Source organism: Myxococcales bacterium (assembly GCA_022563535.1).
GTDB lineage: Bacteria > Myxococcota_A > UBA9160 > UBA9160 > UBA4427 > DUBZ01.
On record JADFNE010000048.1, the window covers coordinates 1 to 14,992 of the forward strand.

The window sequence follows — 14,992 nt, forward strand, 5'->3', positions numbered from 1 at the left end:
ACTCGTTCCGCAACTGCGACAAGCTCGTCGTCGGTGAAAGATCCTTCCACCATGCCCCATGAGAGTAGGCGAGACTCCTGAAGCTGGAGATCGTCGAGAACCTTGAGGGCGGTGCGTGCCAGTTCGTTCATCGTCGCATCACTTGAATCGATACCGAAGGTCGTCGAGCAAGCCGTGTTCCTCCAGGCCAGCACGGACTTCACGGGTCAGCATGGAAAGCGGAGCACCGCTCGACTGGGCTGCTTTGCAGAAGTCGAGAACGGATTGTGGGAAATGATCAGTGTTGAGCGTCTTGATCTGCTCCTCGACGAGTCGCATAAGCGTTTGGTATGCGTCCCATTCGCCTTGGTTCGCGGGCGGTTTCGTGGACGCCTCAACGAGTCGTGCGTTCGCGTTGCGCAACTGCTCTACGGCTGCCCGTTGGCCGTGAAGTTCAGCGATCTGCCTTAGGAGAGAGTCGTTGATCTTGGGCGCCGCGCTGACCACTTTCTTCCAGGCCGCCAGAGTCGCGCCCCTTAGTGCTTTCGTCGTTGTATCGAGATGCCCGGTGAGCGTGGTAAAGTTGCGACCCTTTGTGATAGAACCGCGATCCTCGATGAAGGATTCGAAGACCTTATTTAGGGCATCCGCGAGTTTCGTCGGATCTGGCAGCGTGGCAGATTCTAGACGCTGATTCTTGACGAGTACGCCCGCCGATGTGACTGCAGCTTGCAGTTTGCTTCGAAACGACTCGAGCGCCTGGCGCTTGTCTTCGAGAGCCTCGGCGTGCTTCTCGTGTTTTTGTGCCTCCTTGATTTCGGAGATGCGCGTTCGCAGTTCGCTTGCGCGATCACGAGCCGTCATAGGAACGAATCTCCGCATAGTCGTTTACGACGGATTGCATCGCTTGGAACTCCTTCGTCACTTGGTCGATCATTCTCTGGGCAGCGACAGCACCGCCATTTTCGAGCCTTGCGCTCATACTTTTCTCGATATCCTCGAAGATCTGTAGGAGGTATACACCCAACCCCCCGGTCACTTGAATGGCCTCTGTGAAATCATAGGTGAGGGCATGCAGAGTGGTGCCATCTCGCTGCTCGTGGCTAGCGAGTGCGGCGTGGGCAAGGGCATCAGCTATGGCGATGTCACGAAACTGGCCAAGTAGGTGGCGTACTTCTCGAATATTGCCCGTATCGCAAAGGCCCAACTGATTGGCTTCTGTGAGGAGGCTCCGGATCTCGTCGATCGTGGCTTGTTTGTCGAATTCTTCCCCTAGCCACTCGGTGGTCTTGGTGCGCCAATCCTTGAGTTCGTCTTGGCGGGCTTTGATACCGCGTTGTGCAGTGCTTGCGAAGGAATCGTGGCCTTTGGGACCCTCGGAGAATTGCCATTTCTTCAGGAATTCTCGAACCGGTCCCACGAGGCTAGCGACGTCGATGGCATAGACCTTGGTACCCGACGACCCCTGACGGGCAGCAGCGAGTTCAATGAGGTCGACTCGGCTTCGGTATCCATGCCCTTGCGCTTCACACCTATACGGCGAAGGAGTGGAAAGAGAAACATGGCGACGCGCCGATGTCTCCGCCATGCCACGGTGGCAGCGCCACGCAGCAGTGAGAGGCTCCCTGACCCGAAAGATCTCCGCGGCAGGTGCTGATTCCTGCTATGTGCGCCAGGTAGCTATCGGCAACCAGGAACTTGAAGTACTAATAAAGCGAAGCCGTCGTAAAACAATGGTGCTGTATGTGTCTCCCGACATGCCAGTTGAGTTGCGCGTTCCATTGAAATGTCCCTGGCTCGAGATCGATGCTTTCCTGGAGTCGAGGTTGGGCTGGATTGAACAAGCTCGCAAAGAACTGGCCGATGTTCCGTGTGTGGAAAAGCCGCGGTTTATTGATGGGTCTGTTCACCGTTATCTCGGTTCCGACTACTCATTAATGCTTGTTCGTGGAAAACCGAACCTCGTAGAACAGCTTCAGGATGCTATTGTTGTACGTTGCATGAAACCGGAAAGTGAATCGCTGATAGCGCGTCACCTGAACCAGTGGTATCGCTTGCAGGCGAATAGACTATTCCCCATTCGAATCGAGAATTGTTTGAAGTTGTTCAGCCAGCCAATACCCTACAGGAAAATGACAACGCGCAAGATGAAAGCTCGCTGGGGTAGTTGCTCAGGCAATGGTGAAATATGCCTGAATTCGATGCTGGTACAAATGCCCACTGACGCCATCGACTTTGTGATAGCGCATGAATTGTGTCATTTGCGCCATTTTGCCCATAACAAATCGTTTTATCGGTTGCTGTCTACCGTGATGCCGGATTGGAGAGAACGCGAGAAGTTGTTAGAGTTTTCTTAGTTGACTGAATCGTCAGGTGTCAGCAAGTCCTCTAGCTGAGGCCACAAGTCGTCCAATAGTAATACCTGGGCTTCCGGCGTCGGATGCATGCCGTCTCGCTGCAACAAAGCGTCGCCCGTGGCCACGCCTTCAAGCAGAAATGGTAGAAAGGGCACGTTGAACTTTGCAGCCACCTGGACGAACAGCTGTTCAAAGGCTCTGGTATAACGGCGGCCGTAGTTCGGCGGTAACACCATACCAACCAGTAGGACATTAGCACCGGATATCAGGATGGCATCAATCATACCTGACAGGTTCTCGCGAATCTTGTCGATAGGGTAGCCACAAAGACCGTCGTTGCCCCCGAGTTCGAGCACGACCTTCTTTTTGCCCGACTTGGCCTTGAGCGCCCAGCCGACTCCCGGGGAACCGGTAAAGGAGAGCAGCTTCAGCCGATCGTCGGTGGTGAAGAGATCCGCACCGTCCCGGCGCGCGGGCAAAATCGAGAAGGCCCCCTTGGGCAGATCGGTCTCCGCCAACACCTCTCCAATGATCAAGGCCCCGATGGGTGTTGCGCTCGCGGGCTTCATCACGAACGGGCATCCCGCCGCGATGGCCGGCGCCACTTTGTGTGCGGCGAGGTTGAGTGGAAAGTTGAAGGGACTGATGAACGATGCCGCGCCCACCGGAACCCGCTTCCACATCCCTGTGTAGTTCGCCGCGCGGGGGGTATTGTCCATCGGTATGACTTCGCCGTAGATCCGCGTCGCTTCTTCGGCCCCGATGCGGAACGTTTCGATCAATCGGGTGACCTCGCCTCGGGAATCTTTGATCGGCTTGCCGGCTTCGATGCACAGGGCCAGGGCGAGTTCTTCGGCTCTTTCTTCGAAACGATTCGCGCAGTGATTGAGCACGTCCCGACGCGCATAGGCGGGAAATTCGCGCATCGCCTTTTCCGCGCCGACCGCCAGCCCGATCGCCTTGTCTATGGCCGCGGGATCGGCGAGCGGCACCCGGGTCGCCACTTTGCCCGTGTATTTGTCAATGATGTCGAGATCGGTGTTGGGGGTCTGCGGCTCACTGCCGAGATAGTAGGGGTAGGTTTCTTGGAGCATTTGGATCTCCCGATGACTTGGGTTGGCTGATATTTTCTTCGCGTTCTTCTCGAGTTAGATCGGGCAGGCGATGTTTCCCAACCGTTCGGTAAGTAGATTGTTCTCTCGGTAGTCGATCGGGATCACCAGCAAGCTCGGACCGGGGGTCTGGAACGTTTTCTCGAGAGCCGCGACCAGCTCGGTGCTCTTGTCCACATAGATACCCTGCCAACCGAACGCAGCGGCGAGCTTCATCCAGTCTGGGTTGTCGAAGTCGAGTTCGGTGTGACGACCAAATTGGTTGTCCTGCTTCCACTTGATCAAGCCGTAGGCGTGATCTTCCCAGATCATCGCCGTGAGGGTCGTGTTGTAGCGTTTGGCGGTTTCCATGTCCTGCACGTTCATCAAGAACCCCGCGTCTCCACACACGGCGAGAATGCGCCGATCGGGAAAGACCATCGCGGCCGAGATCGCGCCGGGCAGGGCAAAGCCCATCGAACAGAAGCCGTTCGGGATGAGACACGTATTGGGTTCGTGACATTGGAAGTGTCGAGCGATCCACATTTTGTGGGCACCGACGTCCGAGAGCAGGATATCCTTCGGCCCGAGCACCTGGCGCGCATCCCACAGCGCCTTCTGCGGCTTGATCGCCCCCACTGCGTCGTCCTCGCTGTGTTCTGCGAGATCGGCCGCCATCTCCCGTCGCGCAGCCGCCTGGTACTTCAAATCGTACTTCGGAAGAGAACCCAGGGCGTCGAAGCGCTCGTTCAACATCCACAAAGTGTGGGCAAGGTCTCCGACGATCTCGACATCCACGCGATAGTTTTCGTCGACTTCCGCCGGCAGAAAATCGATGTGGATCAGCTTGTGATCGGTGTTCGCGTTCCAGAGTCGCGGGTGATACTCGACCATGTCGTAGCCGAGGCAGATGACCACGTCCGCGGCGTCTATGGCGCAGGTTGCATGGTCCTTCGACTGAAGCCCGACGGTGTAAAGACATTGCTCGGAGTCCATGTCCACACAACCCTTGGCCATGAAGGTGCTGACCACACCAATGCCTGTCTTTTCCACGAAGTGTCGCAGCTGGACGCTCGCGCGTTTTCGAATCGTTCCATTGCCCGCGAGAATGATCGGCCGCTTTGCAGCCGCGATCATGTCGAAAGCTTCGTCCACGATCTTGTCTGCGGGGACTGCCCGGCGAACCCGCTGGGAGGCAATGGGTTCGGCGTCGGTCTCCATCGCGGCGATGTCCTCCGCCAGTTCCACGTGACAGGCCCCGGGCTTTTCCTGCTTCGCGAGCTTGAACGCCTTGCGGAGCACCTCGGGAATATTGTCCGGGTGGAGGATCGAGTGGGCCCACTTGGTGACGGGCTTGAACATGCTGACCACGTCCATGGCCTGGTGACTTTCCTTGTGCTGGCGCTTGCTATCCGCCTGCCCGGTCAACACCACCATGGGCGATCGGTCCATATTTGAATCCGCCACACCGGTGATCAGGTTCGTCGCACCGGGACCGAGGGTGCCGAGGCAGATCCCCGGCTGACCCGTGAGCCTGCCGTGCACCTCGGCCATGAAGGCGGCGCCCTGTTCGTGCCGCGTCAAGATGAACTGAATCTGATCCGATTCGGTCAGGGACATCATGAAGTCAGCATTTTCTTCGCCGGGAACGCCAAAAATCCGCGTCACGCCCTCGATTTCGAGACACTTCACGAATACATCGGAAGCCTTCATCGGTTCCTCCCTTCGTCGTCCGCGCTCTCCGGATTTTCCGGGTCTACGGGATTCAAATCGTTTGCGAAACGCCAGTCAATCCAACTGCACCGGTGCTGTTTGCGGATCTTTCTTCGCGATACCGCTATGCTCGCGGAATTCGGATGATAAATCGCTGTCTCTCGCCGGTCTAGGCCCGGCTATGACGCAATTTTCAGCATCGAGGACCGACAAGGTCGAGCCCGGAGTGGCGTTGCGGCCACGATCATTCGGGCCTTCTCCGCGAAATCTGGGGCAAAACTCGCAATTGCTCGCAATCGAAGGACGAACAGACCGTCGAGGCAAGGCGCAAAGATGGGTAATCAAAGCTAGCATCCCGACACGACGAGCGGCTGCTGATCTCAGCCGCTGGGAAAGGGATCCGGGCCAAACTCCGAACAAGATCTCCTGTACCGGCGTCGGCAACATCATCTGCAGCAAAAACGGTACAAACAAACACAAGAACTGGGTGCCGCCCGCATGACTTCGCGGCCCCATACCTGGAAGGACCATAGGTGAGCATTCATCCGCTGATCGCACTCGCGACAGACAGACAAGTCAAGCAGGCCAAGGGTTTTCGCGGCGCCGCCGCCGAGCTAACTGGCGCATCCCTCGAACCCCTCTACAAAGAAGAGGTGGCCGGGGCACCCAAGCGCCGCGATCAGGACAAGAAATACTTTGGCATCAAAACCATTCGCACCCCCTCGGCGCGACAGAACGGCAAAGACGACAAACACTTTGCTCTCTCCGCCGGCAACTATGCCCGGGGTGGAGGCGACGCAGCCAAGCTTCCCGACGGCAGCGAACTCCTGATCATCGATGGGCTCGTCCCGCTGCGCACCGCCGCACCGAACAAATCACTCGGCGATCAAGACCCCAACAAGGGAGTCGACGACGTCGGCTTGATCGGCTTGCTGCCCGACAACCGCATCGCCGTGATCTGCGTCAAGTACTTGAAGCCGGAAGCCACCCACAGTGGCGCCGGTGATACCCCGCTGCGACTGCTGCTCGCGACCCTTGCGCAAGCCGCCATCGTCGATGCAAATCAACAGGCCTTCCGCGACGAGATCATGGAAGCAACGGAACGGACCACCTCGGACGAGGCTCCTGCGATCGTGATCGCTGCTTCTCCACGCTACTGGGAAATCTGCCGCAAGCGCGAGGCCCAGAAAGGGGCCGGTTGGATCCGCGAAGTGGAGCGCCTGGGACGGGAAATTGCCGAGCAGATCGGCAACGAAGTGTTCTACACCGCCATCGAACAGACTTCGGACCCCGCATGGGAGTACACCGACGACGGGCCGATCTTGTCGGCACCGATCGTCCTTTTGCCTCCGTGGGAGTCGACCGCCGGCCGGGTCAAGCCCAAACGCAAGAAGGCTGTGAACACGGTTGAGATCATCGAAGCCAATATGGAGAAGGCGACTCAAACCTATTCGATATTTGCTTCCTTTGAGGTCGGAGATCGGATCGATCACAAAACTCTGGGTAGCGGTGTCTGTCAGGGAAGTGCCGGGACCGGCAAGATCAAGATTCTCTTTGGCGAAGACACGAAGATCCTCGTGCACGAACGCCCGAGTCCCAGCGCCTGAGTCAAGACGTCATCAGCAACGCCAACTACAAAATCAACATCAACGCCGACATTAGCGCCGACAACAGCGCCGATGATTCCCCGGCATCACCGCGGATCGTCTGTTATTCGTGTTTTCGTCCCCGCGCGCTGTGCTTTTGCCAATACCTCGCGCCGGTCGAGAACCGCACCGATCTGCTGATCATCCAGCATCCCCACGAACGCTTTCATCCCCTCGGATCGGCGCGCATATTGGAGCGTTGCCTGGCTCGCGTGCGGGTTGCGGTCGACTACGACCGGGGCCTGCGCGACGGAGTTCGGTCGCTCGAGCTTCCCGAGGGCGCTGCTCTGTTGTTCCCGGGACCCGGAGCGCGGGACCTGGAAACAATTCCAAGGTCAGAGCTACCGCGAGCGTTGGTCGTCCTCGACGGCACCTGGCACCAGGCGCGCTCGCTCTACCGCGACCTTCCCGCGCTCCACAGCCTGCCCAAGCTCGCGTTTGATCCGGTGCAACCGAGTCGCTACCGACTCCGCAAGGAACCGAGTGCCGATTGCGTTTCGACGGTCGAGGCCGTAGTCCAGGCACTCGAGTTCATCGAACCCGAAACTGAGGGCCTCGGGCAATTGCTTCGGGCTTTTACCGGCATGATCGATCTCCAGATCGAAGCGGCACGATTGCACCCGCGCCTTCCGCGCTTCGCCCAGAAAGATCGAACCCGGACCCACGGGCTTCCCCCGCTACTGGCGGAAGAGTTCGATCGCGTTGTCGTGGTCTACGCCGAGGCCACATTTGTGGGCGCGGCGACCGAGGGATTGCCTCGTGCGGCACTGCGCCACGAACCCAAAAAACTGATTCACTGGGTCGCGCGGCGGCTCAGCACGGGAGAGCGTTTTTCCGCGGTCATCAATCCTGAAGAACTTCCGAGTGAGAACCGCCTATGCCCCACTGGCCTGTCGGCAGACGACTTGCTCGCTGGGGTGACGCTGGATCAAGCGCAACGTGACTGGCGCGCATTCTCATTGCCTACTGATGTGCTCTTGAGTTGGAACAAGAGCACCCTCGACGTGATGCAACCCCTCGCACACGAGGGCCCTGCAGCGTTCTTGAAGGGGACTTACAAAAACTTTGCCCATCGACGCGATCCGTCGAGCAAGCTGCGAGGACCGATCGACGCGGTGCTCGAGCGCGAAGGCCTGCGGCCAGCCGCTACCCCCCTGCCCGGACGTGCCGGTTTGCGTCTCTCCCAGTTGGAAGCGGTGACGAGATTTGTTCACGAGTGCGGAGTGGAGAGTCTCACTACGGCTTGACCGCCTTGAAGCGACCGCCGCACTCGAGATGGAGGAAGCGGCGCCAATTGCGACGGGAGCGCCGCAGGCGTTTGATTTCCAGACCGCAGCGGTCGCAGCGCGCGACTACCTTCTGACGTGCAATACGCAGCGCCTCGCTCGCCGCGTGAAATCGCGGGTCCCGGCCCATGCGCATTGGAGCGGCACCCAACGCGCTGGCGATCACTTGCCATTTGGGACCGTGGTTCTCTCGCTTTTCAAGCAATGCCCCGGTCAAGATATGCGCGACTTCGTGCAAGATGGTGTCGCGACGCGCGTGGGGAGAGCAATCGAGGGTCGTGAGCCTGAGCGTCTTTGTGCGGGGGGTGATGGAACCAAAGCGAGTGACCGCGCGGGTTGGGCGGATCGTCCAGTCTTCGAGTTCGGAAAATCCAGCCGCAGCGAATTCTCTTTCGCCGCGGCCGAATTCCGCTGCCGCCTTGCGCAAGCCCGCCTCGACCGTCGGGCGCAGGCCCTCTAATTCGAGAAACCGCGCAAGCGATTGCTGTACCAGGATGACAGAACCCCTTCGCACTGCGTTCAGCATGCTGCTCGAACGACTACAACTCCTCTTACTTGTAGTCGATCACCGAACGGATCACCTGGCCCTCTTGCATGGCCTTGAAAGCGTCGTTCACGTCTTCGAGTTGAATACGACGGGTGATCATGCTCTCGAGGTCGAGCTTGCCGGCCTTCCACAAGCGAATCAGCATGGGCATGAAGGTCCGAACGTTGGCGCTCCCGTACATCGAGCCACGCAGTATCTTGTCGGTGAAAAAGAACTCGAACGCGCTGAACTTGACCTCTTCCGAAATCCGGCCGACACCGACGATGACCGCTGTGCCGCCTCGGCGCGCTGCGTCGAAGGTCGCGCGAATGGTCACCGGGTTGCCGATGCATTCGAGCGCGTAGTCAAAGCCCTCTCCCCCCGTAATCTCGGTTTTCATTTGATCGAGCGCGTCCGGGGTGCAGACATGGGTGGCACCGAAGCCCTTGGCGGCTTCGAGTTTCGACTCCACCGTGTCTACCGCGAGAATCTCTGCGGCACCGGCAATTCGTGCTCCCTGAATCGCACTCATCCCGACGCCACCACAGCCAAAGACCACGACGGAACTACCCGGCGTGACTTTCGCAGTGTTGATCGCGGCACCGACACCCGTCGTCACGCCGCAACCGATCAGGGAAACGATATCGAGCGGGATGTCGTCGTCCACCTTGACCAGGCAAGCCTCGTTGGCAATCAGCTCTTCGGCAAAGGTGCCGAGACCCGCCATGCCCACCATCGGCGCGCCATCGACTACGAAGTGCGGCGTCATGCCGAACGCAGCCCCGGCGTCGCACAGGTAGGACTGACCGCGCAGACACGGCTTGCACTTGTTGCACGCCGGCACGAAGCTCAAAATGATGTGATCTCCGGCGGCAATGTCCGTCACGCCGGAACCGACTTCCTGCACGATTCCCGCACCCTCATGACCCGGAATGAGGGGGAAGGCGAAGGGGATGGTGCCGTTCTGTACAGAGAGGTCCGAATGGCAGACGCCACTCGAAACCAGTTTCACATGCACGTCGCCGGGTCCGAGATCCCCCAGGCTGACGCCGTCGATGATTTCCATCGGCGCGTTCAATTCTCGCATGACTGCGGCTTTCATTGCGGTGCTCCTTTCTCGTTCAGAGAGGTTCAGGATATCAATCGAGCGGGGCCGACGCTGCTCGCGATTTGCAGTTCCGGCAAAAATCCTTATTCCTCGGGGATCTGGTACCGGGCGATGTAGTCGCTATAGCGGGCTCGAATCTGCTCTTTGGCAAGCCCAAAATCTCGTGCGTCGTAGCCGTGACGGCCAAATGCGTCCTGTCCGCGCATATGCATCCAGGTTTCCATGCGCTGAACGTGCAGCGGATGGAGTTCTCGGTCGAATTGTGCGTAGATTCTGCGCACCGCGGCGATTGGATCTGCCATCAGCTCGCTGTAGAGCAGATGGCTGCACCACTGCCGACCCGCCTGGCGATCGTCGAACTCCATTCCCCGGACGATCCCCGCGTGGAGTTTGTCGTCCCATTCCCGGCCCACGGCCACGGGGTCGACTCGCGTGGAATACGTCTTGTGCATGGCGGTAATGAGACTTGCTACCGAGGGTACGACCTTGGCCGGGTCGCGGTGGGTCCAGATCAGCCGCGCATCGGGATAGACGTCTTCGAGCAGGTCGAGACACCAGAGATGATTAGGCGTCTTGAGCGACCAGTTCCGAGTGGGAAGTCTGGATTGCAGAATCTGCAGGGATAGCTTGTGAATGGCATAGGTGCTGCGCATGTCGGCCTTCTCGAGCCAGCGCCCGTAGCTCGGAATGAACGCCTGGGTTTCAAAGGAGAGCGTGCGCAAATCGAATGCAAACAACGTCACGCATTCTGTCGCCAGGGTGGCACCAAAGGGGTGCATGGCGCGCAGGGCTGGATTGAGATCCTGCAACTGGTCGAACTGTTTTGCGGTCGCGGCGATTCGCGGGTCTTCGGCGTAGCTCGCGAGATCTGGCGGAGGAACGGGACTCGATGCTTCCCATTGAAGCAGCGGGCGCGAGACGGGATCGAAACCGAGCAAGAACGACAGCAGTGTCGTACCCGTGCGCGGAAGCCCGAGAATGATCCAGGGCCGCTCGATCTTCTGGTCTCGAACCTCTGGATGTTCTCTGGCCCAATGCAGTACTCGCAGACGCTGGCTGAGCGACGAAACGAGAAGCTGGCGCACGACGATTCGGCCGAAACTCGTGAGACCCGCCTCTCCGTCAAAGGCGCGCTGGAGCACTTCGAGGGGCTCGCGAAGCGTCTCGGGTCCGAAATCGTCGAAGCCCGCCTGCTTGGCCGCCGCGGCCAGCAGATCGTCTGGGGCGAGCGAGGGCCACTTCACCCCCAACATCCCGAGTGGAGACGTGAGCCGGTTGAAAATACGCAGGGGCCTCGAAGACAGCCCCGCGTCTCGAAAGGTGTAGGTTCGGGTGGTCATTGGAGTGGTTGGGGTCGCAGCGTCGACGTCTCCATGGTCTCGGGATCGATAATGCCAATTTTTTCGGCTAAGCAGGTCTCGAAAACTGTCTCGAAAACTATAGGACGCATCAGGCAAAAATCTCGCCGGTCGAGACGAACGCGAGCCAACCGCTTTCCGAGGCACGACAATTCCCTAGAGTGGTATGGATCGTGAAAGCGGAAAACCGAGTCCTGGAGCATGAATAGTTCTGTCTACAGATTCATTGAGGAGTCGAGTTGATGGTCATAGTGGTTTTTCGTTCGAAGCTCCGCGCGGGAATCGAGGACGAGTTCAACGAACTCGGGGATCGAATGCAGACGATCGCCGAATCCATGCCGGGATTCATTTCCTACAAGGTGTTCCATGCGCCGGACGGTGAACGCGCGAGCATCATCGAATTCGAGTCCAGAGAAGAGTTGCAGGCATGGAAGATCAACGCCGAACATATCGCGGCACAACAGCTTGGGCGAGACAAGTTCTACGCAGAGTACACACTGACCGTGAGCGAGACCCTGCGCGAAACCAAGTTCGAGCGCTGAGACATCCAGCTCTCATACTAGACATCCAAAGGAGCAGCACCATGTCGGGAACTCGAATCTACTTGATATTGTCGGCGCTGATCTGGCTCCCCTACGGATTGTTCTGTGTCTTTCAGCCCGAAACCCTCGCTGATATTGCGGGAGTCGTGGGAACGACACCTACGGGCACAACCGAAATTCGCGCGATGTACGGCGGACTCCAGGCGGGGGTCGGAGTCATCTGCGTTATCGCCTTGATGCGACCGGACTTTGCCCGCTCTGCGTTGATCACACTGTGTTGTCTGGCAGGCGGATTGTTCCTGGCGCGCTTCAGTGGTTTCTTGATCGATGGCAGTGGATCCCAATACACCTATGGCGCTCTCGTATTCGAATCTACCTACGCTCTCGCGGCGGGCTATCTGGCGCGCGGTTCGACGGTCTCGGAGACCTGAAAAATCGACAGCGCGTTGAACGAAGGTAAACTCCGCAATCTCATGTCGACTTCGATCATCGCACCTCGAGACACCGCACTGCACACGGCCATTCGCAATTTATCCCTACCCGGAAAAGACGCACTGGCCGAAGTTGGGTCCCAAGGGAATTGTGCCGATCTTCTCGCTCTCTCGTTCGACGAGCAGTACACGAACTTCATGGAGAACATGACGGCCCTGCCCGGGGACGCCCAACTCCTATCGCTGCAAAAACTCGACTCGGCGCTCAACGCGATCTCGGGTCCCGAGAATCTCGATTTGTGGACCGACGCTGCGTTTGCCAGCGATCCTCAATGGGAAATCATCCGAGACCTCGCCCGCAATGTCATGGTCGAGTTTGGCTGGTAGCTACACCCAGCGCCACCCAGCGCCACCCAGCGCCACCCAGCGCCCCGCACCAGAATCTGGGGCAGCGAGTCCTGCGCCGAGGTAATCTGCAGCGTACCGACATGGGAAACCGTCTCATCCTATTCAGTGCAGTTCTGGCCATCGGCGCCCTTGGACACTTTGGCGGCTATTTTCAATACCTCGACCCTGTTCATTTGCGCGAACTCCTCGAGGCGGCCGGCCCTTGGGGTCCCTTGGCCGTGATCGTGTTGTTCGCAGTATTCGAACCCTTTGGCGCACCCGGAGCCATCTTCATTTTGGCTTCGGCAACACTCTGGCCGTTTTGGTTGGCCTTTACCGTCAACATCCTGGGGGCCATCGGAGCGGGGATGTTGGGCTTTACGTTTGCACGCTATCTGGGTCGCGACTGGGTCGAAGGCCGTATGCCCGAACGCCTGCGCAAATGGGACGAGCGGCTTTCCAAAGACGGGCTCCCGAAGGTGATCCTCTTCCGGCTCATATTCTTCTTGAACCCGGCATCCCATTGGGCACTCGGGCTTTCGCGGGTAAAGGTCCCGGCCGCGATTCTGGGGACTGCCATCGGCTTCATCCCCGGTGTCTCACTTCTTACTTACTTCGGGGCGGAACTCCTCGCCTGGTTCAATGACCAGCCCACCGAGGTGTGGATCGGCGTCGCGGTCGCGATCATCGCCACGATCATTATTTTCAAGATTCGCAAGCGCACCACTGCGTCGGCCTAGAGGAACACCCCGTGAGCCCTTCTACGCCCAAAGGGAGGCCTAAAGAGACACCTAAAGGGACGCCGCCTGGCGACAAACGTCCCGGTGATCCCTGGTCCAAAGCCTTCGACTGGATCGAAGCCAATTTGGGCGGTCGCATCGTGAGCTACGAACGACAGCCGCGCTGGCGACCGGCCTTTTATCTCGATTTCGAGCGCAAAGGAATTACCCTGCCGCTCTACCTGCGCGGTGCTCGCACGGAAGTCAAACACGGCTCCCGCGTGCTCGAACACGAAATGCGCGTGTTGCAGCAACTCGAAAAGGACGGCATCCCAGTGCCGCATGTCTACGGTTACTGCCCGGATCCGGCCGGGATCGTGATGGAGCGAAGCGCGGGGCGAGAGAATCTTGCAACGGCCGAAACCGAAGCCGAGGGTCGCGCCGTGCTCGACGAATACATCGAGATCCTTGCGCGCACTCACTCACTCGACACCGCTCCCTTCGAAGCCTTTGGCATGGCGAAGCCCGTGGGCGCCGAAGCGCTCGGGTTGTGCGATCTCGCAAATTGGGAAGCGCCCTACCGCGAATGCAAATCGCGCCCGGAACCGATCATCGAGTTCGTCCTCAGCTGGTTGAAGCGCAACATTCCCAAGGATCGCTCTGAAGTCACCTTCCTTTCTGTGGACGCAGGACAATTTTTGTTCGAGAACAGCCGCATCACGGCGTTGATCGATCTAGAGCTCGCCTGTCTTGGCGACCCCGCAGCAGACCTCGGAGGCATGCGCGGTCGCGATCTCAGTGAACCCCTGGGCGACCTGCCGCGCGCCTTTGCGCGTTACTTCGAATTGCGCGGTCAGAAAATCCCCACCTCGGTGATCGACTACCACACGGTACGTTTCAACCTCTACACCCCGATGGCGATCGCGCCGCTCGTCGCCAATCCAACCCCGGACACCGACATTGTTCAATACCTGGGTTGGTACTGGGTATGGTCGCGCGCTTGCCTGGAAGTGATGGCCCACGGTCTCGGGATCAAACTCGAAGCCCCAACCCTGCCAGAACCCAAAATCACGCGGTTTGCGGGCACTCACGACGCGCTGACCCGACGACTCGAGAAGGCGAGCGAGGGTGGAGACTTTGCCGCGTACGAAACCGATGCCGCCTATCGAGCCGCCGAGTATCTGCGACGTGTCGAACGCTACGGCCGTGATCTGGAACAGAACGATCTCAACGAGGTCGGGGCGCTGCTCGGTCGGTCCTTCAACCACTGGATCGATGCCGACCGCGAACTCGAACAATTGATCGAGAGCGCCGGGGCTACGCGCGACGAGGATCTCATCCGACTATTTCATCGACGCACCCTGCGCCATGAATCTCTATTGCAACCGGTACTGCGCGAACTCGAAGGCGTGAAGACGCAGCTGCTCGACGACTGATCGCCGCGCAAGCTAGCCCTGGGATTGCGCGTGACTGTGCGCGAGTTTTACGTAATTCAACGCATGTTCTCGCTGGGACTGCACCTCGTCGTCGTCGAGCGTGCGGACAACCCTCGCCGGAGTTCCGACCACGAGAGTACCGGGCGGAACCTTCATTCCCGGCGTGACCACGGCTCCGGCCCCGACCAGGGCCCCTTCGCCGATCACAGCGCCGTCGAGCACGATGGCTCCGATTCCGATCAGCGCTCCGTCGCAGACCCTGCAACCGTGAACCACCGCATGGTGCCCAATGGTCACCACGTCGCCGACCTCAGTATTGAATAGATCGCGAGTCACGTGAATCACCGCGCCATCCTGAACATTGCTGTCTCTGCCGATGCGAATCGCATTCACATCGCCGCGCAGCACAGCGC

General features: G+C 59.1%; 16 protein-coding genes. 8 read left to right on the forward strand and 8 right to left on the reverse strand.

The features are described 5' to 3' along the window. Window positions 1-138: 138 nt before the first annotated feature. Window positions 139-843, reverse strand: coding sequence for a hypothetical protein (locus IH881_14300; GenBank protein ID MCH7868864.1), 705 nt, complete (start codon window positions 841-843; stop codon window positions 139-141). Continuing rightward, window positions 830-1,399, reverse strand: coding sequence for a hypothetical protein (locus IH881_14305; protein MCH7868865.1), 570 nt, complete (start codon window positions 1,397-1,399; stop codon window positions 830-832). Before IH881_14305 ends, IH881_14300 begins: the two co-directional genes overlap by 14 nt. 127 nt (window positions 1,400-1,526) lie before the next feature. Between IH881_14305 and IH881_14310 the strand changes: the two genes are divergently transcribed. Continuing rightward, the gene (locus IH881_14310) at window positions 1,527-2,336 is read left to right on the forward strand and encodes a M48 family metallopeptidase (GenBank protein ID MCH7868866.1); all 810 of its coding nucleotides are present in this window, start codon (window positions 1,527-1,529) and stop codon (window positions 2,334-2,336) included. Here the strand turns inward: IH881_14310 and IH881_14315 are convergent. Continuing rightward, complete coding sequence (locus IH881_14315; protein ID MCH7868867.1) at window positions 2,333-3,430, reverse strand: aldehyde dehydrogenase family protein; 1,098 nt, start codon at window positions 3,428-3,430, stop codon at window positions 2,333-2,335. The two genes, IH881_14310 and IH881_14315, sit on opposite strands and share 4 nt — an antisense overlap. 54 nt (window positions 3,431-3,484) lie before the next feature. Continuing rightward, a complete protein-coding gene (locus tag IH881_14320; GenBank protein MCH7868868.1) occupies window positions 3,485-5,140 on the reverse strand; it encodes an acetolactate synthase large subunit in 1,656 nt (551 codons plus the stop codon). A 533-nt stretch (window positions 5,141-5,673) separates the two neighbouring features. Between IH881_14320 and IH881_14325 the strand changes: the two genes are divergently transcribed. Both IH881_14325 and IH881_14330 read left to right on the forward strand, forming a co-directional pair. Continuing rightward, on the forward strand, window positions 5,674-6,747 hold the full coding sequence (locus IH881_14325; GenBank protein MCH7868869.1) for a hypothetical protein: 1,074 nt from the start codon (window positions 5,674-5,676) through the stop codon (window positions 6,745-6,747). After that, window positions 6,654-8,033: a DTW domain-containing protein gene (locus IH881_14330; GenBank protein ID MCH7868870.1), complete on the forward strand. Its 1,380-nt coding sequence runs from the start codon at window positions 6,654-6,656 to the stop codon at window positions 8,031-8,033. The genes IH881_14325 and IH881_14330 overlap by 94 nt, the downstream gene beginning before the upstream one ends. Here IH881_14330 and IH881_14335 read toward each other — a convergent pair. The 3 genes from IH881_14335 to IH881_14345 form a co-directional block, all read right to left on the reverse strand. After that, window positions 8,023-8,598: a M48 family metallopeptidase gene (locus IH881_14335; protein MCH7868871.1), complete on the reverse strand. Its 576-nt coding sequence runs from the start codon at window positions 8,596-8,598 to the stop codon at window positions 8,023-8,025. The two genes, IH881_14330 and IH881_14335, sit on opposite strands and share 11 nt — an antisense overlap. A 25-nt stretch (window positions 8,599-8,623) precedes the next feature. Next, window positions 8,624-9,700, reverse strand: coding sequence for a Zn-dependent alcohol dehydrogenase (locus IH881_14340; protein MCH7868872.1), 1,077 nt, complete (start codon window positions 9,698-9,700; stop codon window positions 8,624-8,626). An 89-nt stretch (window positions 9,701-9,789) separates the two neighbouring features. Then, complete coding sequence (locus tag IH881_14345; GenBank protein MCH7868873.1) at window positions 9,790-10,950, reverse strand: sulfotransferase; 1,161 nt, start codon at window positions 10,948-10,950, stop codon at window positions 9,790-9,792. Window positions 10,951-11,306: 356 nt separating this feature from the next. Between IH881_14345 and IH881_14350 the strand changes: the two genes are divergently transcribed. The 5 genes from IH881_14350 (at window position 11,307) to IH881_14370 (ending at window position 14,579) form a co-directional block, all read left to right on the forward strand. Then, entirely contained in the window at window positions 11,307-11,606 is a 300-nt protein-coding gene (locus tag IH881_14350) for an antibiotic biosynthesis monooxygenase (GenBank protein ID MCH7868874.1), read from the forward strand. Window positions 11,607-11,647: 41 nt separating this feature from the next. Continuing rightward, on the forward strand, window positions 11,648-12,037 hold the full coding sequence (locus IH881_14355) for a DUF4345 domain-containing protein (protein ID MCH7868875.1): 390 nt from the start codon (window positions 11,648-11,650) through the stop codon (window positions 12,035-12,037). Window positions 12,038-12,079: 42 nt separating this feature from the next. Then, window positions 12,080-12,424 carry a hypothetical protein gene (locus IH881_14360; protein MCH7868876.1) on the forward strand — a complete coding sequence of 115 codons (345 nt, stop codon included), beginning with the start codon at window positions 12,080-12,082 and terminating at the stop codon, window positions 12,422-12,424. Between the two features lie 101 nt (window positions 12,425-12,525). After that, window positions 12,526-13,164: a TVP38/TMEM64 family protein gene (locus IH881_14365; GenBank protein MCH7868877.1), complete on the forward strand. Its 639-nt coding sequence runs from the start codon at window positions 12,526-12,528 to the stop codon at window positions 13,162-13,164. 11 nt (window positions 13,165-13,175) lie between these two features. Beyond that, complete coding sequence (locus IH881_14370; GenBank protein MCH7868878.1) at window positions 13,176-14,579, forward strand: phosphotransferase; 1,404 nt, start codon at window positions 13,176-13,178, stop codon at window positions 14,577-14,579. Between the two features lie 12 nt (window positions 14,580-14,591). Here IH881_14370 and IH881_14375 read toward each other — a convergent pair. Beyond that, a partial coding sequence (locus IH881_14375) for a gamma carbonic anhydrase family protein (protein ID MCH7868879.1) occupies window positions 14,592-14,992 on the reverse strand: 401 nt, incomplete at its 5' end.

Excerpts from the sequence above, each read along its gene's own strand:
- IH881_14340 (MCH7868872.1), bottom strand. The coding sequence starts at position 9,700 with ATGAAAGCCGCAGTCATGCGAGAATTGAACGCGCCGATGGAAATCATC.
- IH881_14365 (MCH7868877.1), top strand. The coding sequence starts at position 12,526 with ATGGGAAACCGTCTCATCCTATTCAGTGCAGTTCTGGCCATCGGCGCC.
- IH881_14335 (MCH7868871.1), bottom strand. The coding sequence starts at position 8,598 with ATGCTGAACGCAGTGCGAAGGGGTTCTGTCATCCTGGTACAGCAATCG.
- IH881_14360 (MCH7868876.1), top strand. The coding sequence starts at position 12,080 with ATGTCGACTTCGATCATCGCACCTCGAGACACCGCACTGCACACGGCC.
- IH881_14320 (MCH7868868.1), bottom strand. The coding sequence starts at position 5,140 with ATGAAGGCTTCCGATGTATTCGTGAAGTGTCTCGAAATCGAGGGCGTG.
- IH881_14350 (MCH7868874.1), top strand. The coding sequence starts at position 11,307 with ATGGTCATAGTGGTTTTTCGTTCGAAGCTCCGCGCGGGAATCGAGGAC.
- IH881_14315 (MCH7868867.1), bottom strand. The coding sequence starts at position 3,430 with ATGCTCCAAGAAACCTACCCCTACTATCTCGGCAGTGAGCCGCAGACC.
- IH881_14300 (MCH7868864.1), bottom strand. The coding sequence starts at position 843 with ATGACGGCTCGTGATCGCGCAAGCGAACTGCGAACGCGCATCTCCGAA.
- IH881_14355 (MCH7868875.1), top strand. The coding sequence starts at position 11,648 with ATGTCGGGAACTCGAATCTACTTGATATTGTCGGCGCTGATCTGGCTC.